The sequence below is a fragment of the Streptomyces sp. NPDC051677 genome (assembly GCF_044453465.1).
GTDB lineage: Bacteria > Actinomycetota > Actinomycetes > Streptomycetales > Streptomycetaceae > Streptomyces.
Genome location: NZ_JBITCT010000080.1, coordinates 1 through 26169, shown reverse-complemented (window position 1 = coordinate 26169; position 26169 = coordinate 1). Strand labels below are relative to the sequence as shown.

General features: G+C 68.7%; 22 protein-coding genes and 3 pseudogenes. 16 read left to right on the top strand and 9 right to left on the bottom strand.

The window, feature by feature from the left end:
• The 11 genes and pseudogenes from ACIBAF_RS45985 to ACIBAF_RS45935 all read left to right on the top strand — a co-directional run.
• The coding region (locus ACIBAF_RS45985) for a type IV secretory system conjugative DNA transfer family protein (RefSeq protein ID WP_399472230.1) at nucleotides 1–741 on the top strand (741 nt) is incomplete at its 5' end.
• A gap of 42 nt (nucleotides 742–783) precedes the next feature.
• Nucleotides 784–1194, top strand: a complete 411-nt coding sequence (locus tag ACIBAF_RS45980) for an XF1762 family protein (RefSeq protein WP_399472229.1) — start codon at nucleotides 784–786, stop codon at nucleotides 1192–1194.
• A 5-nt stretch (nucleotides 1195–1199) separates the two neighbouring features.
• A complete protein-coding gene (locus tag ACIBAF_RS45975) occupies nucleotides 1200–1709 on the top strand; it encodes a hypothetical protein (protein ID WP_399472228.1) in 510 nt (169 codons plus the stop codon).
• A 65-nt stretch (nucleotides 1710–1774) separates the two neighbouring features.
• Nucleotides 1775–2458 (top strand): hypothetical protein, encoded by a 684-nt coding sequence (locus ACIBAF_RS45970; RefSeq protein WP_399472226.1) that lies wholly within the window; start codon nucleotides 1775–1777, stop codon nucleotides 2456–2458.
• A gap of 358 nt (nucleotides 2459–2816) precedes the next feature.
• Complete coding sequence (locus ACIBAF_RS45965) at nucleotides 2817–3779, top strand: alpha/beta fold hydrolase (protein ID WP_399472224.1); 963 nt, start codon at nucleotides 2817–2819, stop codon at nucleotides 3777–3779.
• A gap of 23 nt (nucleotides 3780–3802) precedes the next feature.
• Nucleotides 3803–4675, top strand: coding sequence for a hypothetical protein (locus ACIBAF_RS45960; protein WP_399472222.1), 873 nt, complete (start codon nucleotides 3803–3805; stop codon nucleotides 4673–4675).
• A 5-nt stretch (nucleotides 4676–4680) separates the two neighbouring features.
• Nucleotides 4681–5952, top strand: coding sequence for a DNA cytosine methyltransferase (locus tag ACIBAF_RS45955; RefSeq protein WP_399472232.1), 1272 nt, complete (start codon nucleotides 4681–4683; stop codon nucleotides 5950–5952).
• 50 nt (nucleotides 5953–6002) lie between these two features.
• On the top strand, nucleotides 6003–6920 hold the full coding sequence (locus ACIBAF_RS45950; protein WP_399472220.1) for a bifunctional DNA primase/polymerase: 918 nt from the start codon (nucleotides 6003–6005) through the stop codon (nucleotides 6918–6920).
• 241 nt (nucleotides 6921–7161) lie between these two features.
• A pseudogene (locus ACIBAF_RS45945) lies at nucleotides 7162–7425 on the top strand (replicative DNA helicase); the annotation flags it as partial.
• A 52-nt stretch (nucleotides 7426–7477) separates the two neighbouring features.
• On the top strand, nucleotides 7478–8845 hold the full coding sequence (locus ACIBAF_RS45940; RefSeq protein WP_399472218.1) for a DUF317 domain-containing protein: 1368 nt from the start codon (nucleotides 7478–7480) through the stop codon (nucleotides 8843–8845).
• A 224-nt stretch (nucleotides 8846–9069) separates the two neighbouring features.
• Nucleotides 9070–11304 (top strand): hypothetical protein, encoded by a 2235-nt coding sequence (locus tag ACIBAF_RS45935; protein WP_399472216.1) that lies wholly within the window; start codon nucleotides 9070–9072, stop codon nucleotides 11302–11304.
• 277 nt (nucleotides 11305–11581) lie between these two features.
• On the opposite strand, the gene ACIBAF_RS45930 is transcribed toward ACIBAF_RS45935, so the two are convergent.
• Together ACIBAF_RS45930 and ACIBAF_RS45925 are read right to left on the bottom strand one after the other, a co-directional pair.
• Nucleotides 11582–12469, bottom strand: a complete 888-nt coding sequence (locus ACIBAF_RS45930) for a DUF5655 domain-containing protein (protein WP_399472215.1) — start codon at nucleotides 12467–12469, stop codon at nucleotides 11582–11584.
• 497 nt (nucleotides 12470–12966) lie between these two features.
• Nucleotides 12967–13269, bottom strand: a pseudogene (locus ACIBAF_RS45925) (site-specific integrase); the annotation flags it as partial.
• Between the two features lie 79 nt (nucleotides 13270–13348).
• Between ACIBAF_RS45925 and ACIBAF_RS45920 the strand changes: the two are divergent.
• A complete protein-coding gene (locus ACIBAF_RS45920) occupies nucleotides 13349–14056 on the top strand; it encodes a hypothetical protein (RefSeq protein ID WP_399472213.1) in 708 nt (235 codons plus the stop codon).
• 49 nt (nucleotides 14057–14105) lie between these two features.
• Here ACIBAF_RS45920 and ACIBAF_RS45915 read toward each other — a convergent pair.
• Nucleotides 14106–14456: pseudogene (locus ACIBAF_RS45915) on the bottom strand (integrase); the annotation flags it as partial.
• A gap of 347 nt (nucleotides 14457–14803) precedes the next feature.
• Here ACIBAF_RS45915 and ACIBAF_RS45910 point away from each other — a divergent pair.
• From ACIBAF_RS45910 to ACIBAF_RS45900, 3 genes are all read left to right on the top strand, one after another.
• Nucleotides 14804–15823, top strand: coding sequence for a GIY-YIG nuclease family protein (locus tag ACIBAF_RS45910; protein ID WP_399472211.1), 1020 nt, complete (start codon nucleotides 14804–14806; stop codon nucleotides 15821–15823).
• 306 nt (nucleotides 15824–16129) lie between these two features.
• Entirely contained in the window at nucleotides 16130–16393 is a 264-nt protein-coding gene (locus ACIBAF_RS45905) for a CopG family transcriptional regulator (RefSeq protein ID WP_399472209.1), read from the top strand.
• Entirely contained in the window at nucleotides 16390–16806 is a 417-nt protein-coding gene (locus ACIBAF_RS45900; RefSeq protein ID WP_399472207.1) for a type II toxin-antitoxin system VapC family toxin, read from the top strand. Before ACIBAF_RS45905 ends, ACIBAF_RS45900 begins: the two co-directional genes overlap by 4 nt.
• 464 nt (nucleotides 16807–17270) lie before the next feature.
• Here the strand turns inward: ACIBAF_RS45900 and ACIBAF_RS45895 are convergent, their stop codons facing one another.
• Nucleotides 17271–17735 (bottom strand): MarR family winged helix-turn-helix transcriptional regulator, encoded by a 465-nt coding sequence (locus ACIBAF_RS45895; RefSeq protein WP_399472205.1) that lies wholly within the window; start codon nucleotides 17733–17735, stop codon nucleotides 17271–17273.
• 63 nt (nucleotides 17736–17798) lie between these two features.
• Between ACIBAF_RS45895 and ACIBAF_RS45890 the strand changes: the two genes are divergently transcribed.
• Nucleotides 17799–18167, top strand: a complete 369-nt coding sequence (locus ACIBAF_RS45890; protein WP_399472203.1) for a VOC family protein — start codon at nucleotides 17799–17801, stop codon at nucleotides 18165–18167.
• Nucleotides 18168–18277: 110 nt separating this feature from the next.
• Here the strand turns inward: ACIBAF_RS45890 and ACIBAF_RS45885 are convergent, their stop codons facing one another.
• The 5 genes from ACIBAF_RS45885 to ACIBAF_RS45865 form a co-directional block, all read right to left on the bottom strand.
• Nucleotides 18278–19336 carry a hypothetical protein gene (locus ACIBAF_RS45885; RefSeq protein WP_399472201.1) on the bottom strand — a complete coding sequence of 353 codons (1059 nt, stop codon included), beginning with the start codon at nucleotides 19334–19336 and terminating at the stop codon, nucleotides 18278–18280.
• Nucleotides 19337–19598: 262 nt separating this feature from the next.
• Nucleotides 19599–20243, bottom strand: coding sequence for a hypothetical protein (locus ACIBAF_RS45880; protein ID WP_399472199.1), 645 nt, complete (start codon nucleotides 20241–20243; stop codon nucleotides 19599–19601).
• A 151-nt stretch (nucleotides 20244–20394) separates the two neighbouring features.
• A complete protein-coding gene (locus ACIBAF_RS45875) occupies nucleotides 20395–21480 on the bottom strand; it encodes a LacI family DNA-binding transcriptional regulator (protein WP_399472197.1) in 1086 nt (361 codons plus the stop codon).
• Between the two features lie 133 nt (nucleotides 21481–21613).
• A complete protein-coding gene (locus tag ACIBAF_RS45870; protein ID WP_399472195.1) occupies nucleotides 21614–24100 on the bottom strand; it encodes a beta-galactosidase in 2487 nt (828 codons plus the stop codon).
• Nucleotides 24100–25944 (bottom strand): glycoside hydrolase family 35 protein, encoded by a 1845-nt coding sequence (locus tag ACIBAF_RS45865; protein ID WP_399472194.1) that lies wholly within the window; start codon nucleotides 25942–25944, stop codon nucleotides 24100–24102. Before ACIBAF_RS45865 ends, ACIBAF_RS45870 begins: the two co-directional genes overlap by 1 nt.
• Nucleotides 25945–26169: the final 225 nt, after the last annotated feature.

The window sequence follows — 26169 nt, the reverse complement described above, 5'->3', positions numbered from 1 at the left end:
AACAGCGAGATCGCCGCGTGGGTCACCCCGCAGAAGGACACCGCTGAGTTCAAGCCGTCTGCGTTCGTGACCTCCACCGACACGCTCTTCCTGCTCAGCAAGGACGGCGGCGGCGGCGCCTCGGCGCTGATCGCCGCGTGCGCGGACTCGGTGATGCGTGCCGCGACCGCGCAGGCCGAACGCGCCGGCGGGCGCCTCGACCCGCCCATGCTCGCGATCCTCGACGAGGCCGCCAACGTGTGCAAGATCAGCGACTTGCCGGACCTGTACTCGCACCTCGGGTCGCGCGGCATCATCCCGATCACGATCCTGCAGTCCTACCGCCAGGGCCAGAAAGTGTGGTCGGACGCCGGAATGGACGCCATGTGGTCCGCCTCGACCGTCAAGGTCATCGGCTCCGGGATCGACGACCCGGACTTCGCGGACAAGCTCAGCCGTTTGATCGGCGACCACGACGTCGAGACGACCTCCACCTCGCACTCGGAGTCCGGCAAGTCGACCTCGGTCAGCATGCGGCAGGAACGAATCCTGCCCGCCGACGCCATCCGTGCCCTCCCCAAGGGCACCGCGCTCTGCTTCGCCACCGGTATGCGGGCCGCCATGCTGGACCTGCGTCCGTGGTACCTGGAGCCCGGAGCGGAGGAGCTGTCCGCGGCGTCGTCCCGCGCGTCCAAGGCGATCACCGCTCGCGCCGTGGCGAAGCACGCGCCGACGCAGTCCGACTTCGGGAAGGCCGTGTGAACGCCGCCCGGCTGCACCTGGTGCCGGTGCTCACGTGAGGCGATGGACTTCGTGCGCGCCTGGTCACCGCCATCACCCGCCGCCCGCAGGTCAGATCTTCGCCGTCGGAGCCGCGAGGAGACCGGCACGCTGCGCGCCGTGGCTATCGTCGGCCGGCCGGTTGCCCGCCACCTTGATGACGGCACCACCCTCGAAGTCACCCGGACCGCCAGCGACGGCGCACGCAACGCCAACTCGGTGCGGTACGGAGCATCGTGGCGCGCGGCGAAAGCCCTCGGTTACCAGCGCCTGATCACCTTTGCCCAGGCGGGCGTGAGCGGCGCGTCCCTGCGCGGCGCGGGATGGGGCCTGATCGCCGGCCGCCCGCCCCGGGCCGGATGGCACACCCCCTCCCGGCCTCGGGCCGGCCACGGCACCGACCACATCGCCCGCTTCCTGTGGCAAGCCCCCTGACACACATGTCTGGAGATGCCCTGCACACTTACGAACCCGCCGACCTCGACGAGATGTCCCCGCGCCAGGCCGTAGACGCCGTGACCGCGGACATCCGCGACCACCACATCACCGTGGACGGCACCGGCCTGTTCAACGCCGCGCGGCACATCGGCCTGCTGTGCCACCTCGCCGCGGGCATGGCCGCCGACGTCGAATACCAGCTGGCCGCGAACATCGCCGATCTCCCGCCCGCCGAGATCCTCGGCGCGAGCGCCGGCCACGTCGGGCGGGCCATCGCCCACTACACCCAGGCCCTCGCCCCGCTCATCACCCTCACCACCACGGCGCAGGACACGCTCCAGCAACAGCTCGACTCGCTGGACCACCACAGCCGCCTGCGGATCCACCTCGACGACGCCAGGCGGGCCCTGGCAGCAGCCCGCACCGCGCTGGAGGTGCCGCGGATCCCCGCTGCTTCGAGCGCACCCACCCCAGCCCCGTTGCCCGCCCCGGCTATCCGGCGCCGCGCATGACGGCACCGCCCGCCGATGGCCTTCTCTTTGAAGTGGCCCCGCCACCGACGCCGGTTGAACGGCTCATGCTGCTCGCAGACCAGTACGTGCAGCACAACGACACGCTCGACCGCCTCCTGCGAGCCGGATCGCAGTCCGAGCCCGACGCCCACGTCGCCTCTGCCCAGCGACTCGCCTCCGCGACCCGCACCGCCATCAAAGCAGTCACCGACGAACGCCTCTACGAAAGTCACGAGCTGTCGGACGCGGTGGTCCGTCTCCAGCAGCTCGCCTTCCTGAGCAGCGCCTCCACGGACCACCGTCTTCCCATGGCGCGCACCCTGACCGCCCTGGCCCCCGAAGCCGCCATGAGCTGCGCCGACAGCATCGCCCACGAAATCCGACGCCGACGCTGGAGCACCACCGATGTTCCAGACCACCAGCTGACCGCCACGCAGCGCACCGCCCTGTGGGAGATCGCCTGCGGGCACGTCGTGGCCACCCGCTCCCTGGGACGGCAGTACGTCCACTACCGCGACGAGCGCGTACTCATCGGCACACTGCGGTCGCTGGAGGCGAACGCTCTGGCCGCGCGCGTCCCGAACTCCGCGTCCTCCGCCTACGCGGGCGGACCGCTTCAAGATCGAGTCCGTCTCACCGCCGCCGGCACCACCGCCCTGGCCGCCGCCATCAGCCGCCCGACCACCGCCAGGCCACCCGGCACGACACCCGCGCCCGCCCCCGCCGTCAAACCGGGCCCGCGCCGCTGAACAAGTCCGCCGCCGGGATCTAGCGCGACACAGCGGCCGAAGGCCACCGCGCGCTCGCCCACCACCAGCCCAGCCACAAGCGCCTCCTCGCCGCCTCCTACGGCAACGGCACCAGCCGGCCGTGGTACGAGCCGGTACTCAGCATGCGGCACCCCCTTCGGCCGTCCGAGCACGCCGCCGAAGGCGACAGCCGTACGGCGCTGACTGACCGCGCTCCTTCGGGATCGCCTCCCCGGTCTCCGCCTGCCACCCCTGTACGGCGGCAAACGCAGCGCGGTGCCGAACGGCCGGTCCACCAATCCGGCGCGGACGGCGAACGGCTGCCCCCTACTGATCCCCCCCTTTGGGAGTCCTACCTGTGCGCAACCCGCCTTCTGCCACCGAGGTGTTGTCGGTCTCCGCCGCGGACGGCACTCGCCTGTCCGTCTACCGCGACACCCCTGTGCGCCCGCGTCCCGGCGGCGCGACGGTCGTGCTGGTGCACGGCGCGTCCGTCACCGCGGATCTGTGGCGCGTCCACGCCCGGCACCTGACCGGCCTGTGCCTGAGCGTCGTGCGCTACGACCAGCGCGCGCACGGTCACACCCCGCGCGGCCAGGCACCGCTGACGATCCGGCAGCTCGCCGACGATCTGCACCAGATCCTGACCCACGTCGTCCCCGCCGGGCCGCTCGTGCTCGCCGGCCATTCCCTGGGCGCCCTCGTCTTGCAGGAACTCGCCGCCCTGCACCCCCAACACCAGGCCCGCATCCGGGGCATGGTGCTGCTGTCGGCCACCGCACGCGGTGCGACCGTGCTGCCCGGACGCGATCCGCGCGCCTGGCTTCTGGCCGCCGGACGCAGCCTCGCCGCCCTGACCTGCACGCGGGCGCCCCGCACGGTGGACTTCCTGCGGCGACGGCTGCCCAAAACACACGCCTACGGCCTCGCGCCCCACCCCGACCGGCCGGCCGACGGGCCACCGCGGTGCCGCCACGGCATCCGCCACACCCACACCCGTGATCTCGCCGACCTGTGGCAGTGCCTGCGCCGCTACCAGCCGCGCGACGCCACCGTGCTCAACCAGTTCGGCGAGCGGCTGCTGCTGATGGCCGGCGCGGACGACCGGCACATCCCCGCCGCCCACACCAAGCAGTTGGCCGCACAACTCCCGGCCGCTCGCCTGGAGATCCTCCCCCGCACCACGCACGCGCTGCCCATCCGCCACCCCGCGCTCATCAGCGACCGCATCGCCCGCCTCGCCGCCGAACCGAGCCCCCACCCTCCTCACCCCCAGGACCGATCATTTCCGAACTCCCTGCCTTCCGGGCAATTTCACTAGGTGCCGGTATCCAGTCCAGCGCCATGCTCGCCCTCTCCGCACAAGGCATACTCCCGAAGGTCGACTACGCAATTTTCGCCGACACGGGCTGGGAACCGAGAGCCGTTTATTCCCATCTCGACCGGCTGGAGCGAGAAATAGCCAGACCCGCAGGCATACCCGTTCTCCGCGTATCGTCCGGAAACATACGCAAGGATGCCCTGGACCCCGACCACAGGTTTGCGTCGATGCCGCTCTACGTCCTGAACAAGGACGGAAAACCTGGTATGACCAGGCGGCAATGCACCGGAGAATACAAAATAAAGCCAATCAAGAGAAAGGTGCGTGAACTCCTCGGATACCCTTACCCGCTGCGGATCCCGAAGGGTTTGTTCGTCGAGCAGTGGGTCGGCATCTCCACCGACGAATTCCACCGGGCCAAAGATTCCGACGTCAAGTACATGCGTAACCGGCACCCACTCATCGACCTCAATTGGTCCCGCGCGGACTGCGTCCGCTACCTGACCTCCATAGGGCTGGAAGATACGCCAAAATCGAGCTGCTTGGGTTGCCCATTTCACGGAAATCAGCAGTGGAGAAATATCCGGGATACCAGCCCTGAGGAATGGGCGGACGTTGTCGCGTTCGACGTGGCTATCCGCCAGGGCAACGCCCGCGCGAACGCCGCCGGGAACCCGCTGCTCGGCCAGGCGTTCCTGCACCGCTCCCGCGTTCCGCTCGATCAGGCCCCCATCGATCACGTCACGGCCGCCGAGTGGGCAGCGCGTCAGCAGGAGCTCGACGACCGGGCAGCCACGGTCGAGGAGCTGGAGAACGGTGTGGCCGATGGCTGTTCTCCCTGGGCCTGCCGGGGTGAAGGCGAGCCAGTACAGGGCGACTTCGGGCTGGCATCTTGAGACGGATCATCCTCGACCTGTTCGCCGGCCCCGGCGGCTGGAGCAGAGCGCTAGGAGTCCTCGGCGTGGGTGACGTCGGCCTGGAATGGGACGAGTGGGCCTGCAAAACCCGTGTCGCTGCCGGGCAGTTGACGGTCCGGACCGACGTGGCGATGTATCCGACGTGGCCCTTCATCGGTCGCACACGCGGGCTGATCGCCTCCCCTCCGTGCCAGGCATGGAGCATGGCCGGCAAACGCCTCGGGCTGGTGGACCAGCCGCTGGTACACGCGGCGGTCGAGGACCTGGCCGCCGGACGTGACACACGCGAACGCCTCCTCGCCGCGTGCCGCGACGAGCGCTCCCTGCTCGCGGCCGAGCCCATGCGCTACCTGCATGCTCTGAACGCGGTCGGCGAGCCCGACTGGGTCGCCATGGAGGAGGTGCCGGACGTCCTGCCCCTGTGGAAGCAGTACGCGGCCGTCCTGCGCGGATGGGGATTCTCGGTCTGGTACGGGATCCTCAACGCCGCCGACTTCGGCGTTCCGCAGACCAGGAGGCGGGCCATCCTCCTCGCCTCCCGGGTCCGTACGGCACAGCCTCCCGCGCCCACGCACTCCCAAGTCGCCGAGCCGGAATCACTGTTCGGGCCGGGCCGCGCCCGCTGGGTGAGCATGGCCGAGGCCCTGGGATGGGGCGCGACCGACCGGCCCGTTCCCACCGTCTGCGCCGGCGGCGGACCTGGCGGCGGACCCGAACCGTTCCCGTCTGGCTCCCGCAAGACACTCTCCGACGCCCGAGAACGCGGTACCTGGATGCCCAGGCCGGACGGTGTGGTCCTGCAGTCCCGCCGGGAAGGCACTGGATGGAAGGCCCGGCACGGCACACGCGAGAACAGGAACGCCGACGCTCCGGCGCCGACCTTCACCGCCGAGGCCCACCGCTGGTCCTGGTCCCTGCGCAGCAACAACCAGGCCAACGCCACCGTCCGTCCGCTGTCCGAGCCGGCCGGCACGCTGTTCTTCGGGCACCGGGCGAACGAATGCACCTGGATCGCCGCACCGGCTTCGTCTCCAACCGAGGACACGGACGCAGCAGCAGTGCCGGAGCCGATCCGGATCACCGCCCGCGAGGCCGGCCTCCTACAGACCTTCCCCGCCGACTACCCCTGGGCCGGGAACAAGGGCCAGCAGTTCTCGCAGATCGGCAACGCCGTACCACCCTTGCTCGCCGGCCACCTTCTCGCCCCGCACCTCGGCAAGACCCTCGCCCCCGACGACTTCACCCTGGCGACCTGACAGCTGCGGGCCCGCGCTCTGCCACCGCCACGATCACCGAAGGGCACCCCATGAATCACTCCGCTCCCTGGTCCTCGGCGCTCACCCACGCGCTCACGGCCGCCGAGCGCGGGCTGGCCGTCTTCCCCCTCGGGCCGCTCAAGCAGCCCGTCATCCGCAACCCCCACCCCGACCGCGCCTGTCGCGGCGAGTGCGGGCAGTTCGGCCACGGTGTCCACGACTCCTCCACCGACGCGGACACCGTGCGGGCCTTGTTCCGGGCCGCCCGCCGCGCCACCGGATACGGCATCGCCTGCGGACGGCCCCCACACCACTTGATCGGACTCGACCTCGATCGCAAGAACGGCCTGGACGGCATCACCGCCCTCACCGACCTGGCCACACGGCACGGCTTCCACATTCCGGACACCGCCACCATCGCCACCCCGAGCGGGGGCCGCCACCTCTGGCTCGCCGCACCCCCACACGTGGCCATCCCCAACTCGGCCAGCCGCCTGGGCCCCGGCATCGACGTCCGCGGCAGCGGCGGCTACCTCGTCGGACCCGGCTCCACCAGCCTCAAGGGCGCCTACCAGACGCTTCCAGGCCACCCCAGCGGCCCCGCCCCCGCACCATTGCCACTGCTCCACCTGATGCAACCGCCCCGGCCGCCGGTCGCGACCCCACCCCCGCGCAGCACCGGATCCCACAGCGTCGAACCCCTCGTGCGCTTCGTACGCGACTCACCGGACGGTCAGCTCAACAACCGCCTTTACTGGGCGGCCTGCCGTGCCTACGAAGCAGCCGATGACCCCGCCGACGCCGCCGATGCTCTGCTTCAAGCCGCCATCGACGCCGGCCACCCAGAACGCGGTGCCGCCCGCACCATAGCCAGCGCGCGAAATCGCACCCACCCCGGCCGCGCCAGCCCTGTAACCAAGCCCCCGGAACCCACGCCATCACGACCTGCATCCCGAGCCCTCCACTGACCCTCTGATCCGGCCGCCCCCTCGCCAGCCGGATCAGGTGAGTCGAGACTCCATGCCCCGCCCCGGCACCGCCCCCTATGCCCATCTCTACGAGCACCCCCACCCCAGCGCGGTCACGACGGCCCTCAGCGGACCTGACGCCGTCCACGCCCACGGCGTGGCCCGGCAGATCCAGGCGTTCACCGAAAACCCGTCCGACACTCCGCTTCAGGTGATCACTGGCAGTCGCAGCGCGCCGACCGAACCGGCTGGTTCCGTGGAGCACTGGGACGAAGGCGCCTTGCAGCGCAACCTCCTGGCCACCGCCGATCACACCGGCCGACGCATCGAGGCATACGCCGCAGACCCGGTGAACACTCCGTTCCAACTCGTCATCGGCGCCATCCGCACCCGCTGGCAGCACGCCACCAGCACAGTCCCGACTCCACGACCAAGCCCCGCGCCCACCACGGCCGCGCAACACCGCCCGCACCGCGCGCCAGCAGCCCGACAGCACCCCGCATAGGCCAGTGGCCGGACCCAAGGCCCGGCCACCAGCAGAAAGACGGCGCCCCAACGTGACTGCCCCCATCGACGCCCACGTCCGCCTTGACACCCACCCCACCCATCCCAGCGCCGTGACCGCCGTCCTGACCGGCACCCAGGTTCACGTTGCCCACCTGAGTCTGGAGGCAGCCGACTGGACCGTCATCGCCGACAACGTCCTGGTCCTGGTCCGCATAGACCACGAGGAGCCCTACTGGGCCAAGGACACAGCCCAACACCTCTCCGACGAAGGCATCACCGTCGAGATCACCCCTCGGCTCCAGAAGGCCATGGACGAGGAATGGACCTGGGCCAACTACCCCATGTCCTGGTGCACCCGCAGCGAAATCCGCGAGATCTCCAACGAGGCCCAGAAGATCCACGACGACATCCGCCACGGCCAGCTCCTCATCCACGCCCACGCCCACGACGGCCACACCACCGTCGCGGTCGGCACCTACCTCAGCCGCAACGGCAAGTCCGTCTACCTCCACGGCGAGGACCACCTGCGGCAAGTTGCCGACACCTTCGACTCACCCGCCCAAGCCCTGCTCGCCTTCGAAAAAGCACACGCGGCCGAGATGCGCCCCGGCCCGGCACCCCTGACCGACACCGAACGCGCCGCTATCGAAGCAAGCTCGGTCTTCGACGTCACCACGGCCAAGTCCGAACCCTCCTGCCCGGAGCCGGAGACTGTGCCCGTCTACCTGGCCGATGTCGGCGACCACGATGCGCTCCTCGACACCTTCCTCGACGCGCACGGCGAGTTCGAGAAGTGGCGGACCTGGTCAGATGAGACAACGCACGCCATCCACGAGTCGCAGACCCTGCGCATCGAGCGCGTCCACGAAGCCCCCGCCCACGAGACCGCATGGACCGTGGCCGCCTACGAGACACCCGTCTCCGACCGCATGTGGGTCCTCACGGCGACCGGCGCCACCCCCGCCCCCGTGCTGCAGGATCTGCTCACCCACCTCGCGGACGGCGACGGCTGGGACACGGCCATCGGCGCCCCAGTGGACGAGAAGATGGTCACCTTGGCCACCCAGCCGCTCTCCGACGCCGGATGGAAGCACACCGTGGACGGGCGCTGGATCCGCTGGACGTCCCCCGACGGGGCCGCGGGCGTCCAGTTCGACGCCTTCACCGCCCAGTACCCGAGCCAGAACCTGGCCACCTGGACCGTCTGGGCCGGCCCCGACCGCGACCGGCCCACCTGGAGTGTCACCGCGTCCGCGCACACCCCGAGTTCGCTGCTGGCCGATCTCTCCGAGGCCCTCGCCCACGAGACCGGCACGCGCCAGGCCCAGCCTGGCCGCGGGCACAAGGCCCGCCTCACCACCACCCCCACGGCACCATTTCCGACAGCCACCACGGCACAGCCCAGCCGATTCCGCTGACGGGGCTTGAGCGATCGCGGGTCTCCGCAGTTCAGAAGGCTGTGCAGCGGGTCCCTACGAACGACCGCTTTCGTATGGCGGAAACGCGTGAAGCTCCAACATTGGTGACCACCCGGGATGCTTCGTCCCGTACGGGTGGACTCCCGCCGTACCGGCGCGGCCCATGCCGCTGCCCTGCCAGACTGTCCGTGCTAGCTCAGGGCGGACGGCAGGACGGGCGAGAGATGGCCGGCACGACGGATGGCCCCTTCGGCGCTTACACCGAAGAGGCCGAGTTCTTCGGCGAGCTGCCCCACGGCGAACTCGGCGAGTACCTGCGGCCGTTCGAGGCCGGACTGCTGATGACGGCTGGCCGCATGCTGGCCGTCTGCGCTTACCGCGACGCCGCCTATTACGCAGACCGTCCCTTCGACCGCGGCGAGAAAGACGCCGCCACGGCAGTGCTGAACCTGCTGCCCGAGGCATGCGACGGCCAGGGCCATACCTTCCGCCGGGATGTGGCGCGCGCCTTCTGGGACTTGGCCGACGATCTCGCGGCCGGGCGCGCCCCGCTACCGCGCTGCCAGGCTGAGACCTGGGCGCTCAAAGTCATGCTGGACGCAGCGCCCCGGATGTGCGCGGCCGACGACGAGGAACTGACCGCGTTCGGCGTGCCCGTCCCTTCGGGCACGAACGAATCCTCCTACCGGTTCCCGTACTTCGAAGAGGAAGCATGGGAGTTCGTCGTCGAGGGCGCGAAATACACCATCCCCGAGGCCCAACCGCGGGCCTCCGCCGAGAAGACTGCAGACGGCAGCGAGGCGGACGCGGTTGCGGAGCCCGAAGGCGGATGGGACGCCCCCGTCTACTGGTTCTCCCCCTACGGCATCACGTGCCCCCGGGACACCGAGCGAGGCCACCCGCACTGGGCCAACACTCCCGAGCAGAGCCCTGCACCGTCAGGGCTGCCCAGCACCGAGCAGGCCGTGCATCTCCTGGGGCTGGGCGACGACTTCGACCCGTGGCAGGCGGCCGAGAGCGATGTGCTGCGTCCCCGGCTGCGGACGATGGCGGACACCCTGACCCCGCTGGCGGCCAGGCTGCTGACGGTGGCCGCCGACATGGTGGCCGAGCGGGGCTGGCATGACCTGCTCGCCCACGGCGACCGGGTCTTCGCACGCCCCGACGAAGAGGAGGACGCCTGGGAGCTGGAGGAGTCCTTCCTCCTCCAGCTGCCGCCGCTGTGTGACGGCCAGTCCGCCGCCTGGCGCCTGGCCATGGTGTGCGCGGTCCAGAACCTGGCCGATGACCTGCGGTCTGGACGTGCCCCACTGCCCACCTGCACCGCCGAGGAACTCGCGTTCCACCTGATCCTGTCCGAGGCCCAGACGGTCCTGGACTATCTCGACGACAACTATGGGTACGCCCACGACTTGGGCCTGCCGCCCGGCGACCGGTTCACCGTCCGCCACCGCACCTTCAACCACTGGCGGGAAGCCTTCCTCCAGGATGAAGACGTCCTGCTCCACTACGACCAGGCCCTCGCTGGCATCGCCGCCGACCCCGACCACCCAGTAAGTCAGCAGGCCGGCACCGGAGACCTACGCCCCCGCGCCTGGTTCGCGCCCTTCGGTAACATCCGGCCCCGCGCCCCTCGTCCCCTGACGGACCAGGTCCGTGCACGCCTCGCCGAGGCGGATCCCGATGTCTTTTTCGCCAGCGCCCCAGCCCTGGCCGAGGCTCCCGTCCCGTCCGCCGGGGTGGACCCGGCCATCAAGCTGCCCGACGGGCTCCGTGCCGAATTCGAGCACTTCACTGGCCTTGCCCAGCGCCGCTTCTTCGACGAGCCGTGCGCCATCGCGATGGCCGCAAGCCTGGACCGTCTCCTCACACGGCTCTTCGGCACCGACACCGTGGTGCCCTTCGACATCTGGCCGCTCAACCCCCGCGCCGGTGCCGTCACGACGGGGCTGCTGCTCGTCGACCCCGACTTCTGCCTTCAGGGATACACGCGCACATGGCGTCTGAGCGCCGACCGTACGGACCGCGAGGCACGCGAGTGGGCCGTCGCCCTCCTTGAGGACTGCGCCAAGTACATCCTGGCCAACCACGGGCACACCGCCATGGACCGCCTTCGAGGCGGCCCGCCCACGCCACCCCTGGACCAGCAGCTTTACGACGTGCTGCCCGCTCGGCTGCGCGAACTCGCACGGGACCTCACCACAGCCGGCCTGCTGCGTCACCGCACCCACCATCTCGGCATGAACAGCGCCCAGCTCGCCGAGGCGGCTATCCTCCCCGAACCGCTGGTCACCGCCTGGCTCGACGGTGCTCCCGTCACACCCTCCCAGCTCCTGCGCTGCGCCCCGGCCCTGCAGTTGTCCGAGGACGTCCTACTCGAAGCCCTGGACGGCAAGCGAGACACCGCGTACTGGCCACTGCCTGTTCCGCCACCGGACCAGCAAGGCCACCCCGAGTGACCAAGCGCGGCGCGGACGCTTCAGACACCCCCGCACAGCCCCTCCATGCTCGTGGGCCCAGAGGATTGCCGACTGGCCAGGCCGCTCGCGCCCGGGCACCAACACGGCGACCGAGGGGCGCAACATAGCCGAGGATCGCCGGTTGGCCAAACCGGCGATCCTCCGCATCATTGATGGTCCACCGCCACTACCTGCCCGTACGTCGGAAGGCACCACCACCACAACATCCACAGCCGCGCAGTCCCGCATACATCCGCGCCGCGGCTGCACGAGACGGCTACCCCGCCGCGTAGCTCGCGCGGAAGAGGTCCACAGCCCGCTCCACGTCCCGCTCGGACCGCAACTGCACCTCCAGGTCGCCCGTACCGTGGTGGCCGAGCCCCGTCACGTCCCGGGTGAAACCGGACACGAGGTCCACATCCCTCGGATCGACCTTGAGGTAGACGAGGAGCTTGGTCTTCTGCGGCGGGCAGACGCAGGCGAAGTTCCGCAGGCGCTGATACGCGCGGTACTGCTTGCGCTGCACCCGGCTGACGCCGTCCCCAAGGCCGAGCAAGACCTCGTCGACCGCCTCCGCCAGCTCCGCCGGCACCCCGCTGTGCCCGCGTACCGGCGGCAGCCCTGCCGCGCGCTGGCGAACCTGCTTGGGGGCCGGCGTGCGCCCGGTGACGGAAGCCACGGTCTCAAGACCAATCAGGTCCTTGCCGAAGAATCGGTAGCGGACCAGGTCGATGCTGCGGCGGTGCTCGCGTACGGCGTGCACGTCGTAGCGGGTGAAGTCGCCGGCGACGCAGATCAACCTGGGCGCACTCCACAGCACCTGGGCCGCGGTCGTGGCCCCGAGCCGGTCGCGGACCAGGTGCTGGAACTCTGCCCGGTGATCCATCAGCCAGCCGAGATAGAACAGCCCCTGGTTGATGACGCCGGAGTCCACACCGCGCTTGTACTCGACGACCACGGGAGCCCCGTTCTCGTCGAGGCCCAGCGAGTCGATCCGGCCGCCGTGGACCGGGCCGGTGCTGTACTCGCTTGCCAGGAACCGGACCCCGAGCAACTTCTCCATGTTTCCCTCGACGATGCTCTGCACATCGGCCTCGGCATCAGCAAGACGCGGCGCGACCTCCGTCACGCCGCCATTCGTATTGTAGAGCTTCAGGTCCGGCACCGCCCCTCCCGTGCAGCCAGTGTGGCCGACACTCAACAGCAGGGGCTGTCGAATTTATTTCCGGGTACTCCGCACCCTGGTCCCGGAGATCTCCGGGACCCTACAATCGAGGCATGCAGGTCAGAATAGGACATTTCTAGATCGCGGGACATACGCGGGACGGCGCGGCTAATACTTCGTCAGATAGCCCGCTGACCTGCGAAAACGTCTGGGAACCGTCCGGCCTCCGGAGCCGTGTGCGCAGGTTCGAATCCTGCCGGGGGCACCTCGATTCAGGTGCCCAAAGACCCCGCCACCAGCGCTTTCGCTGAGGACGGGGTCTTGGCGTATGTGCAGCCGTGTGCCGCTCGGAGCGGCTGTATGTCGGGGGCTGTGGACTATGCGTGGACTGGCCGCAGGGCAGAAAACCGCAGGTAGACCCCAGGAAACGACGAGGCCCCCGGACCGAAGTCCAGGGGCCATCATGCCGCAGATGCGCGTGTCGGCCGTGCGTCGGATCAGGTCACGCCGCGGGGCTCGTCCTCCTGGTGGCCGTCCTCCCCGAGGAGTTCGGCGATCCGGCGATTGGCGACGTCCTGCCGACCGTCGAGGCACTTCGCGTACCGGCCCAGCAGAACCTCGACGCTGTTGCCCGCGCGCTCCGCAACCTCGGTGGGGTCAACGCCGGCGTTATGCCAGGACGACAGCGCAGCGTGCCGCAGGTAGTACGGGCGGGCAGCCAGCGGTGACGCCGCCTGTTCCGGAGTGAGGGCCAGGTGCCGCGCCTCGTCCCAGACACGCCAGTAGGTCGTCGAGCTAACCGGGAGCCAAGTCCGCTATTGGGACCAACCGCCTGCGCGGATGCGCCGAAATGCTCCCGACCTTGCCCACCATGAGCAGATGAAGCCGCCAGGTGGTGACCAGGAACCTCGCACGCTCGACGACGTCCAGGCCAAGGTCGGCAAGCGCCTCGACGATGTCGCCAAGATCCTTGCCGGTGCCCTGGTCACAGTGGCCGGCGTCATGACTGCGCTGGGGTTGACGAGCGATGTCGTGTTCGTCGCGCTCAACAACGAGTCATGGCCCATCTACGTGGCCGCACTCAGCGCCATTGTCGCCATCGTTTGCAGCATCGTCGCCCTGCTCATCCATCCGACGCGGCGGGGCAACATTTGGGAGACCGTCGTCCTGGGGCTCGGAGTCATCTTCTACATGGTGGCCTTGAGCGTGGCGGTCGTCGGCGCGGCCCAGGCGGCGGGTGGCAGCGGGCGTCCAACGCTTACCGACGTCACGCTCACAGGCCAGGGATCCGATCAGAAGCTGAGCTTCGGCGTCCACGCGGACGGGGTTGATCAGTGGGCGAGTGTCAACGTGTACGTCACTGCCGTAGACGCAAACCAGAATGATCTACCCGAGACGAATGACCTCTTCAGCGTCAGCCTCAGGCCCAACGACAAGGGCGAGATCGACCACCAGATGAGCATGCCGCTCCCGGCTGTGCGCAATGCGTGGGGAATCCAGATCATCGCCTCGAACGCCGAGGGGAACGACAGGTGTGAGGGACGATCCACTCACGGCCCCTCATGCGCGGTACTCCAACTCTCCTGATTATGCGATGACTGATGCAAGGTTCGAGTGTGTCAGCCCCAAAGGGTGGTCACGGCAGCAGCCAGTGCAGGGCTGTTGCGTCGTCCTGCGCCTTGCCCCGTGGCCAACGTCGTTCTTCAGGGTCGCCGGCTTCGGCCTCCCGTACTCGGCGGAGCAGTTCACCGGGCCCGGACGAGGCGAGCACGGTCAACGTCTCGTGCTATGTGGTGAGTTGGAAGCGGTCGACGAGTCGTGTTGCGCCGTCGCTCAGCAGTGTCACGGACGTGAGCGACTCCAGCGATACCGCCCCGGTGAGCGCGTGTTCGGCCGCGCATGGTTCGGGCCCGGCGATCCAGAAGCCGCCGGGCTGATTGCGGAACTCCGTCAGGGCGTTCCGATACTCGGCCAAGGCGCCGCGGTACAACAGCGGTTGCGTGCGGTCAATTTGCCAGCCACCGCATCAGGTACCGAAGCGGCAGGTCAGTAGCCGGACGCCCCAGCCGCTCTCCCAAAGCGGGGCTTCTGTGGGAAGGTTTCAGAGGCAACTGATCAACGATGAGAGGACCGTAATCTCACGTGTCCCCTATCGCGGGAGGCCGAGAGGAGAGGCTTAGAGTATTCCTCTGATAACCTCGCCCAGCTATCCCGAGATCGTGACGAATAGCCGCATGGAAATTGTCGCGCGATTTTCGATACCTCTTGTACGCCTTCTCCCACTCCGTTGAGTCTGCGTCAATCACTCCACGGGCATAGTCGCTCAGCTGCCAAATGGCCGTACGGAACGCATGTGCAGCCCTACCGACTTGCTCATCGCCCAGCATTTGTACTGTTTCGTACGCGAGCGCCAATCGCCTATCGGAGTCGGCTATCTCCTTGATTCCGTCTTCAACGGAGACGGGTGGGGGACCTTCAAGGAGGTTTCTTGTCGTGCCAAGCGAACGTGCAGCCCCAACCTGGACATGGGCTACATGGATCAACTCCCGGTACGCCTCAAACCGGCGCTGGCTCCACTCCCGTTGCACATCACGTTTCCACCGAAAGCGCTCAGAAAGAGCGCTGCCAGCGAAGGAAACGACACCTCCAATCACTACGCCTATCAGGGCCGGAAGTTGCACAGCCAAGCTCACATTTCCCCCTAATAGGCCGGGTAGCCGTCATTGCAACTGCCCAATGGCTCCTCTGCTTGTGTCGCCAAGTAGTCTGCCCCGCAGCGTGCTTGCCCAGCCCTGTCCCGGAGGATCCATGGACGCTACGACCCTCACCCGCCCGGGCCGACTCTGGACAGCAGAAGAGGTCTTGGGCCGGCCGAGTCCCGTGCCGAACACAGCAGGGGTCTACGGGTGGCACTTCAAGCAGGCGCCCCACCCAGACTTGGTGGCCGGACGCTTGCTCTACGTCGGCATAGCGCCGAGGTACATGGCGAACCGGACGAGTACGCAGAACCTGCGCAAGCGCGTGCGGTACCACTATCGTGGCAACGCAGCCGGCTCGACGCTGCGGCTCAGTCTCGGCTGCCTACTTGGACTTGAGCTGCGCCGCGTGGGCAGCGGCAAGCGCATGACCTTCGGCAAGGCAGGGGAAGCCACCCTCAGCCAGTGGATGGCGAAGAGCGCCCGAGTGTGCTGGATCGAGCATGACGAGCCATGGACCATGGAGTCGGAGCTCATCTCTCAACTCGACCTGCCGCTGAACCTGGATCAGAACCGCCACAACGCGTTCCACAGCCGCCTCAAGGGGCTGAGGGCTCAAGCCCGAAAACGGGCAAGGGAGTTGTCCATCAGCGCATAGGCCCTCGGGCTGAGACCACCAGTTGACATGTCTTCGGCCAGGGGGCTGACGTCCGTAGCACCCCCTGAGCGTCGGTCAGCCGCGGCCCTTCCGCCGCGCCTCCTCCCGGGGACGCCGCGCGCCTGAGATTGCTAGTTCCTCATGACGTCCACCACCTTTCTGTTCCGGTGAACGTCCTGGATGCCTGCATCAAGCCCCGGCCAGCAACGACCCAGCCAAGGATGGAGCCATCCGCAATAAGCGACTCGACGGTTCCCTGCGCCAGTCCCACTCGATGCAGGGAGGATCAGAGGTAGGATGAGTAGCATGAGTGACCCTACCGGCAAGTACTCAATCACCATGCCCCGCGACATCGCCGAAGCCGCCAAGGCCCGCAGCGGCCCTTCGGGCCTGTCTGCCTATGTCGCCGCCGCCGTCGCGCGCCAGATCGAGCGGGACAATCTCAACGAGCTGATCCAGGTCGCCGAGGCCGAGCATGGGCCCATCACCGACGAAGAGATCCAGGCCCTGCGCGACCAGCTCCACCAAGCCCGCCGGCAGCAAACGCAAGGCGGGACGAACGCCGCGTGACCCGCCCCTCCCCCGCTACCCCCGGCGGCACCCTGGTCCTGGACAGCGAAGGGCTGGCCAAGGCCGTCCTCCGCGACCGCACCGTCACCGGCTGGCTCGCCCTCGCTCGCGCCGACGATTTGCGGGTGATCACTTCCGCGGCCACCCTCGTGAAAGTGGTCCATCCCCGGATCAACCGCCCGGCCCTGGAATGGACCCTCTCCCGCCTCGTCATCGAACCGGTCACCGAGCCCATCGCTCGCCACGCCGCCACCCTCCTCGCCGACGCCGGCCTCCACGGCCACAAGTACGCCATCGACGCCATGCTCAGCGCCACCGCCCTCGCCGCCCCCGGCCCGACGACGGTTCTCACCTCAGACCCCGAGGACCTAACCGCCCTGTGCGGCTCTCGCATCACCGTCATCAAGGTCTGAGCATCGACTCTCGCCTGCGGTACCGATACCGATCCCCTTCGGCGCTCCCCACCGCAGGGCTGCCAAGGAATTTGTGTTCGTCGATGACGACGATCTTCTGATGCATGACATTGACGGAGACGACGGTCGGCACGACTTTCCGCAAGTGCTTGACCAGATCGGTCTGCTTTTTCTGGCCCGTGCCGTAGGGCGCGGACGAAGACCGTCACGCGGACTCCTCGGCGTACGGCGTCTCCTGGCACGGGCAGCAAGCCGATCAGCCGCTTCGCAGTCCAGGGGACCAGATCCACAGCGACGTTCGAGCCTCTGCGAGACGGTCGGCGAGGTGTCGTAGGCGCACGCCGTTACGGGCCCATGTGGTCGCCTACCTCTTCCCCCCTGTCTCTCGTCGAGGTCGCCTGCACGGATTTTCATGCTCGGCTGCACTCCTGTCGGGCGCGACGAGACGTGCGCTGAGGAACGAGCTAAGCGCCGTCGTTGCCGTTGCCGTCGCGCAGGGAGTGGATCATGCTTTGCAGGATCCGGAACGCGGCTGACTGCTCGGTCTCGGTCATGCCGGCCAGCATTCTGACCTCGACGGACCGGACCGCTACGGTCGCCTTCTCCAGGCTCTGTCGGCCGCGAGCCGTGAGCCGTGCGGGAAGAACCTTCCCGACGGGCGCCTCCGCGGGCCTGGTCACGTAGCCCTCTCGTTCCAGGGCCTGGAGCAGCACGTTCATCGTCTGCCGTGTCACGAACGCGCCCCGCGCGAGCTCGGAGTTCGACAAGCCCGGCCGTTGCGCCAGCAGCTCTAGGCAGGAGTAGTGCGTCACGTTCATCCCGAGCGGCCGCAGCACCTCCTCCATGGCTGCGCGCAGGGCGCTGGAAGCCTCTTTCAGCAGATAGCCCAGTGATTTGTCCAGGTCGACGCCGTCACCGTTTTGACTCATGTCAGGATTCTGACATACGTTGGCCCGTGTCAGAAATCTGACACGAAGAGAAGGAGCATCATCATGCCCGCCACCGGCCCCGACTTCATCTCGCTCCAGGCGCGCGACCTCGACGCTTCGCAGGCGTTCTACGAGCAGTACCTCGGCCTCGTCCGCTCGCAGGCCGGACCTCCGCACGCCGTCGTCTTCGAGACGAAGCCGATCGCGTTCGCACTCCGCGACGTTCTTCCCGGCACCGATCTCGCATCCGTTGCCCAGCCCGGCATCGGTGCCGCGATCTGGCTCCACGCCACCGACGTCCAGGCCATCCACGATGCTCTCGTCGCCGACGGCCACACCATCGTCTCCGCACCGATTGACGGCCCCTTCGGCCGGACATTCACCTTCGCCGACCCCGACGGCTACCAGGTCACTCTCCACGACCGTGCCTGATAACAGCGGCTAGCGCGGCGCCGTGTCGGGTGCTGGGCGGGCGATCGTGCGTTCGCCCGTCTGCCGCCTTCCACGGCAGGGCGTTCTCGGTTGGCGGGAACCGCTTCTTGTCAGCCTTTTTCTCGCGGCGCGTCAGATTTTTTACGTGGGCCCTTCTGGAACTCGCGTTCGGCTCCACGTACGTTATTGAGGACATCCTTACCCTGTCGGTCCACCATCCGCGTGACGCTCTCCTGCAGTATGCCGAACAGGATCGCCCAAGCAATGATCTGCGGCCCGTTGTCCAGACTTGAAAGGCCTGGGATGAAACCGCCATGGATCAGAACAAGACCCATCAGTGCAGCCAAGGCCCCTACCGGGATCCGGAGGAGCACTAGCATCATGGGGACCGAATACGGAGTAGACGTCCCCTGAATCCCTTTCAGGGAGACTGCCGCCGCAAAGGCCGCCGCAGCTGAACCGAACGCCATTACGATCAACAGGTCCTGACCGGTTTCCGAGGTGCCGATCGGGCACACCTGAGGTTTGTTCGGGGCGGGAGTGAAGCAGACGTTTGACACGATCGACGATGGCGACAAAAAACCCCAGAGAAGGAAAAGTCCAGCAATGACGGCCGTTGCCGCGACGGAGACCAGTAGTATGTTTCGGAAACTCCGAGCCCTCGCCCGCTCCTTTTCTTCTGCCATCTGAGCGGCCAGCAGCGTCGTGATGGCAAGTTCACGCATCTCTTCGGTGAGTCTGTGACCGTTACCCCTGAGCTGTTCCTCCAGTTTGGCGCGGCGAGGGTCTTCGTCACCCAGATGTTGTCGGGCGTTCGCCAACACGAGTGGACCCAATTCGCCCAGCTCTTCCTTAGGGGTGAGGCGAAGGATCTTTGTTTCCGCTCTATGTATATTGGCGAATGCGCGGTCTATATCTGCCCCAGAAATCATCGACCACGGATTCTTTTTACGATTCGCCGCCTGTCGTGCAGCATTGAGATGCGTTTCAATCTTGGTCGCAATCTCTTGCTCATGCGGCGCAAGCCCTTGAGGGTTGAGCGACTTAATCCGGTTGAGTTGACACTGAAGTTCTGCGACGTGTGCGACGGTACGCTGCCACCACGACGATCTGGTGTATCCAGCTACATCTTTATCCGCGTCCAGAACCGTATTCTTGGTGGAGGGCATGAATGCCGCCTCCCGTCGCTCCTGGAGTTGATCAGGACTACCTCGGCTCTTTCCGCGCGTCGGCTCTTTCCGCGCGTCGGCTCTTTCCGCGCGTCGGTTCTTTCCGTGCGTCGGTTTTTTCGTGCCTCGGTTTTTTCCGCGCCCGCGTGCGCTGCCGCATATTTCATGCTAAGTGCGTCGCGGTTCAGATGCACCTCGTAACCACCATCACACCGTCGATAATTCAAGTATCGAGAGATGGAATGGCCGTCGGCTCAGGAGGTCAGGGTTGTGCCGTCGTGGAACGGCAGTCGTTCCACAGAGCGGCGAGGCGGGCCGGGATCTGGGTGATGGCGGCACATCCCTGAGGATCGGCGGGGAAACCGTCGCTGGCCGCGTAGCTCCAACCGGTGCCGGGGCGGTCTACGAAGTACTTCATCGCGGCTCCTTCGTCCTGCAGGGCGACCTGCTCCGCCTCCGTGCTGCCGGGGGTGAGCTGGAAGCGGGTTCCGGCGTAGCGGATGCCGTCACAACTGCCGTAGTAGAAAGTGCCCTTGACCGGGGCAATGTGGCTGAGGGGCGGTTGGGCCTGGCTGCGGTAGGCCGCCGTGACGCCAGCTTTGACGGTGGGCGACGCCGGCAATGACCGGCAGCCGCCGGTCTTGGCCGGGGAGCCGGCGGTTGTGTGGCCGGCCGACCCGCCCGCCGGCCCACCCGCCGATCCGACCGCCGGCCCGCCTGTCGGCGCGGACGTCGAACCGCCTGCCGCCTCGCTCGCCGCGGCCGGCGAAGAGGGGGTTTGCGCGGTCATCGGAGGGCTGCTGTGCGCGGTGTCGCTGTTCGGCGTGCAGCTCGTCAGCAGCGCCACTGCCGCGGCGGCCATGCCCAGAGCGACACCGCGGGACAGGGAACGGTTTCGGTGTGCCATGTCGAACCATCCGATCTGATCCATCCAGAAAGGCCCGAGATGGCGTAACTCGGATACGTTCTCCCGGTCTTGTACATCAGGACGCTGCGCCATGCGCTGCGGTTTCACCCGAACCGCACGGCCCCACGGTGATCGACCTGGCGCTCTGGTCTCAGTTCTGGTCTCGCATCTGGCTCAGAGGGTGCGGGGCTGTGCTGTGGCGGATGTGGAGGGTGACGGGGATCAGGGTCAAGGGCGGGGCGGGGGGTGAGGGGGTGTCGATGTGGTTGAGGAGGGTGTGGAGGGCGATGGTGCCGATGTCCTTGAAGTCTGTGCGGATCGTTGTCAGTGGGGGCAGGAAGTGGGCCGCCTCCGGGATGTCGTCGTAGCCGACGACGCTGACGTCCTCCGGGACTCGGCGGCCCGCCTCGTTCAGGGCGCGTAGGACGCCCAGGGCCATCTGGTCGTTCGAGACGAAGATCGCGGTGAGGGTCGGGTCCTTCGCCAGATTCCGGCCCAGGTCGTAGCCGGAGTCCGCGCTCCAGTCGCCGAAGAGGGGGGTGGGGATCTCGGCTCCGGCCGCCTTGAGGGTGGCGCGCCAGCTCTCCGCTCGGCGGTCCGCCGAGGTCCAGCCCGTCGGGCCCGCGAGGTGGTGGACCGTGGGGTGGCCGAGGGAGAGCAGGTGCTGCGTCGCCTTGCGGCCGCCGGTGCGGGCGTCCGAGGTGACCATGGGGGTGCCGTCGCCGAGGTCGTTGTCCATGACGACCAAGGGGGTGTCCAGATGGGCCTCGGCCAGGGCCCGGGCCACCCAGAGCTGGGGGGCGATCGCGATCACACCGTCCGCGCCCTCTGCGGAGAGGCGGTCCGCCGCGCGTACGACGGTGTCCTTGTCGGCCGTGTCCAGGGCGATCGAGCTCACCAGGTAACCCGCCTCCTGCGCGGCCGCGTTGATCGCGGTCAGGGTCGATGCGGGGCCGTAGCGGGCCGCGTCGAAGGAGATCACGCCGAGCATGCGGGTGCGGCCGCTGGCCAGTGAGCGCGCGCTGCTGCTGGGGCGGTAGCCGAGGGTGCGCATGGCCGCCTGGACCGCTTCCCGGGTCTCCGCGCGGACGGCCGGGTTGTCGTTGAGCACCCGGGAGACCGTCTGCTTGGAGACGCCGGCCAGTTTCGCGACGTCGTCCATCACGGGGCGGGCGCCGGCGAAGTTGCGTCGGCTGCGGCCCTTGGTCGCCGGGCCGTCGGCGGCGCTTGGGGTCATGGTGGGAACTCTTCTTCCATCCGGCCTGTCCTGGGCTGGTCCGCCACAGGATAGGCCGCCGTCGGAAGAGTGGGAGAGGAGAGGAAGGGACGGGAGGGGGGAGGAGAGGAGGTAGGGGAGCGGAGCGGTGGGGTCAGTCTTGGGTGAGTGTCCAGGTTCGGGGGCTTAGCCACTCTGCGCGGGTCAGTTCCGCCTTGCCGGGTGCGGGGGGCTTCCCCGGGACGTGCACCTTCGCCTTGGGGGCGAAGGGGAGCACCTTCACCAGTAGGGGTTTTCCGGGTGGGAGTCGGTCCAGGGCTATGTCCCACGGGGTGTCCGTGAAGAACTGGTCGGCCACCAGCGTCTCCCCCACGTACGCGCGTGCCACGTCTCCCGCCCAGTGCAGGCGCAGCAGCGTGCCCTTCGGGGCCGTCGGTGGCAGGTCCACGCGGTACAGCGCCGCTACGGCGTCGTAGTGCTCGTCCGCCGGGGCGCTCGCGCGGTTCAGGGGGCCGGTTCGAGGGGTGGGGGGTGGGCCGGGCGGGCGCAGGAGGGTGAGGGTGGGTTCCGTGAGCGGGGCGGGCTCGGGTTCCCGGTGGAGGGAGTGGTGGGGGTGGAGGGTGTAATGGGTCAAGGGTCCGTGCCGGCTCTCCTGCACTGTCGCTCCGCGCGCCTTGGGTGGGCGGGGTGGGGCGGGTAGGACGGAGAGGGAGGTGGAGGTGTTGGTGCGGGTGTGGAGGCGTACCTCGTTTCGGTGCTCGTCGAAGATCACGCCGTCCGGGCACAGGACCAGGCGTTGGGCTCCCCAGGCCTCGCCCTTATAGGCGGTGCGGGCCGTCGCCGCGTCCAGGACCAGGAAGGAGACTCGGTCGCCGGCCGTCGTTTCCGTCCTCACTACTCCGTCGCTGTCGGCGGTGGTCACGGTGGCGGTGGCGGTGGCGGTGGCGGGTTGCAGGTCGGTGATCAGAGTGCGGTCGCCCTCCGTCCGGATGGAACCCGCTCCGGTGACGCGCCGTACCGTCCGTGCGTCCAGGGCCAGTTCGGGGGCGATGCCGTCCGTCGCGGCCAGGACCAGGACCGTGCCGCCGTCGTCGTCCTCGACCGTGCACACCGGCTGGGCGGTGGCCCAATCGATGCGGAGGCCCGCCACTTCCAGGCCCAGGGGCCAGCAGAAGTAGGCGCCCGCGGGGACGGTGACGGGGGTGCCGGGGAGGGTGAGCGGCGGGGCCTCGGGGAACGCGACCGTGAAGGTCGTGTTCGGGTGGTCCGGGAGTGGTTCGTGCGGCTGGTGGTTGGTGACGAAGAGGAAGCCCGAGGCCCGGCCGTCGCTTCGGACCGCCCAGCGCAGGGTGTCGCGGTCGTGCTGGCCTCGCGGCGCGTCGTCCGGCAGCACCGATCGCATGGGGGCGATCACCTCGCCGAAGTCCGCCAACAGCAGGTGCTGGATGCGGAGTTCGTCGTAGGACGGGCGGTACTGGCCGTACTCGCCGAGTGGGGCCTGGAAGTCGTACGTGAGGACGGGGAGGTCGTTGGGGTAGGAGGTGGCGTGGGACTCCTGGAGGGGTGTCAGGGCTCCGGTGGGGTTGGTGCCGCCGTGGAACATGTAGTAGCCCTGCCAGACCGAGCCGCAGCCGATCTTCGTGAGTCCGAGGGCGCCGATGTCCGCGGCGTCGACGCGCGGGCGGCGGTGGTAGGCGACGGCCATTCCGCCACCCAACTCGCAGGTGGCCCAGGGGAATCGGTCCGCGTGCGACGACGGGTCCGTGCCGCGTACGGTCGTCGGGCGGAGATCGGCGCCGATGCCCTCGTCGTCGCGCTGGTGGGTGAAGAAGAAATGCTTGCGGCAGGTGTCGGGCCAGCCGCCGTCGGCCTCGGTCCAGAAGGCCTCCGGGTAGCCGCCGTAGAGCGGGAGCAGTTCGTCTTCGGGGAGGTGGACTCCGCCCCAGGCCGTCGAGGTCCACAGGGGTGCGGTGAGGCCTGTCTCCTGGGCCATGCGTTTCAGGGTCAGGAGGTGGGCGGGGCGGTCGTAGAGCTCGTTCTCGATCTGGATCGCGATGATCGGGCCGTTGTTCGCCCGGTCGAGGCCATGGAGTTGAGTGGCGATGGCTTCAAACCAGGGGCGTACGGCGGACAGGTAGGCCGGATCGTCCGTGCGGGGGGCCGTCGTGCGGGCCAGCACCCAGTCGGGGAGGCCGCCGTTGCGGACCTCCGCGTGGCACCACGGGCCGATGCGGGGGATGAAGTCGAGGCCGTGGCGGGCGCAGAGCTGGGCGAAGCGGCGTAGGTCGAGGCTGCGGTCGGGGTCGAAGCTGATGCCGTTCTCTGTCTCCTGGTGGTGGATCCAGATGATGTACGACGCTACGGCCGTGATGCCGGCCGCCTTCATCTTGAGGAGTTCCTCCTCCCACTCCTCCGCGGGGTAGCGGGAGTAGTGGAACTCCCCCGAGACCGGGAACCAGGGGCGGCCGCCTCGGGTCAGCCAGCGGCTGGTCACCCCGATGGGGTCGGGGGTGATGGGGGCGTCGGTGAAGGGGAGGTGGTTGCGGAGTGGGGGTGCGGAGGGGGTGGGGATGCGGGTGCGGGTGGGGGTGTGGGTGGGGGCTTGATGCGGGGGTGGTGTGGGGTGTGGATGTGTGGACATCAGTGCTGCTTCGGGCCGAGGTCGGGGGTGTCGGTGAGGTGGGCCTCGGGGGTGGTGGTGCCGTGGAGTTCGAGGAGGACCAGGTCGTTGGCGCCGGGGCGGAGGACGGGGGCGGGGACGTAGAGGGTGCGCTGGGGGCCGCGGTTCCAGTAGCGGCCCAGGTGGAAGCCGTTGATCCAGGCCTGGCCCTTGGTCCAGCCGGGGAGGGAGAGGAAGGTGTCGGCGGGGGTTTCCACCTCGAACCTGCCGTGGTGGAAGGTGGGTTGGGCTGCCGCCGTGGTCGGAGTCGGGGTGGGGGCGGGCGTGGGGGCGGGCGTGGGGGTTGTGGCCGTGGTGGGGGGTTGCGTGAGGGGTAGGGGGTGGCAGTCCCAGTTCTGGAGGGGGGTGCCTGCGTAGGTGACCGGGCCCAGCAGGCCCTTGGGGGTGCCGATGCGGGGGCCGTAGTTGACCCGGCCCATGTTCTCCACGAGGACGTCGAGGACGGCGCCGGGGCGGGGGACGTGGACGGGGAGCGTCTCGTCGTAGCGCTCGCGTTCCAGGACGCCTACGGGGGCGCCGTCCAGGAAGACCTGGGCTCGGTCGCCTACTCCCCCGGTGAAGTGGAGGAGGCCGGCGCCCTCGTCCGGGACGGTGGTGCGGTACAGGACGTACCCGGCTCGCTGTCCCAGGTCGTCGGCGGTGAGGGGGTCCGTGGACCGTACGGGGGGTGTGAGGTGTGCGAGGAGGGGAGTCTTGTTCGTCAACTGGACTGTGGTGAGCGGGAGTTTGGGGGCGGGGGCCGGTACCGGCTCGGCGGGGAGTTTCGTGTGGCGGGCGAGCACCTCGCGGAAGGCGTGGTACTTCGGGCCCGGATCGCCGCATTCGGTGAGCGGGGCGTCGTAGTCGTAGGAGGTGACGGTGGGGGCGTAGGCGTGGTGGTGGTTGGCGCCGTTGGTGTAACCGAAGTTGGTGCCGCCGTGGAACATGTAAATGTTGACGGAGGCGCCTGCGGAGAGGAGTCGGTCCAGGTCGGCGGCGGCCTGGTCGGCGTCCCGGCCGTGGTGCGGGCCGCCCCAGTGGTCGAACCAGCCGATCCAGAACTCCGCGCACATGAGGGGGCCCTGGGGCTGTGCCTCGCGGAGGCGGGCCAGGGACTCGTCGACTCGGCTGCCGAAGGTGCCGGTGGCCAGGACGCCGGGGAGGGTGCCGTTCTTGAGGTGGTCGCCGTCGGTCTGGTCGCAGGTGAAGAGGAGTTCCTCGATGCCGCGGGTGCGGAAGGCCTGCTCGATGTGCTTGAGGTAGGCGGGGTCGTCGCCGTAGGCGCCGTACTCGTTCTCCACCTGTACGGCGATGACGGGGCCGTCGGATGCCGCCATGTACGGCAGGAGTGGGGGGAGGAGGAGGTCGAGGTAGCGGTCGATCACGGCGGTGAAGCGGGGGTCGCTGGTGCGTAGGCGGATGTCTGTGTCGGGGGTGGGGGTGGTGTCGGGGGTGGAGGTGGTGGGGGTGGTGGGCGTGTCGGTGGTGGGGGTGGTGGTGAGCCAGTGAGGGAGGCCGCCGCCGTCCCACTCGGCGCAGATGAAGGGGCCCGGGCGGAGGAGGACGTGCAGGCCCTCTGCGGCGGCCAGGCGGAGGAAGCGGGGTAGGTCGAGCAGGCCGTCCAGGGCCAGGGTGTCGGGGTCTGGCTGGTGGAGGTTCCAGGGGATGTACGTCTCGACCGTGTTCAGGCCCATGAGGCGGGCCTTGTGGAGTCGGTCGGCCCACTGGTCGGGGTGGACGCGGAAGTAGTGCAGGGCGCCGGAGAGGATGCGGAACGGTTCGCCGTGCAGGAGGAAGCCGTCGGTTGTGGTGGTGAGGGCGGGCATGCGGGTCCCTTCGTTCGGGGCGAGCGGGCTGGGGTGGGATGGGGTGGGGTGGGGTGGGGTGGGGTGGCCGTGGGGTGGGGTCGGAGGCAGGGGTTGGCTTGAGGCGGCGCGGCGGGTGGTGGGTGGGGTCGGGGGGGGGGGGGGGGGGGGGGGGGGGGGGGGGGGGGGGGGGGGGGGGGGGGGGGGGGGGGGGGGGGGGGGGGGGGGGGGGGGGGGGGGGGGGGG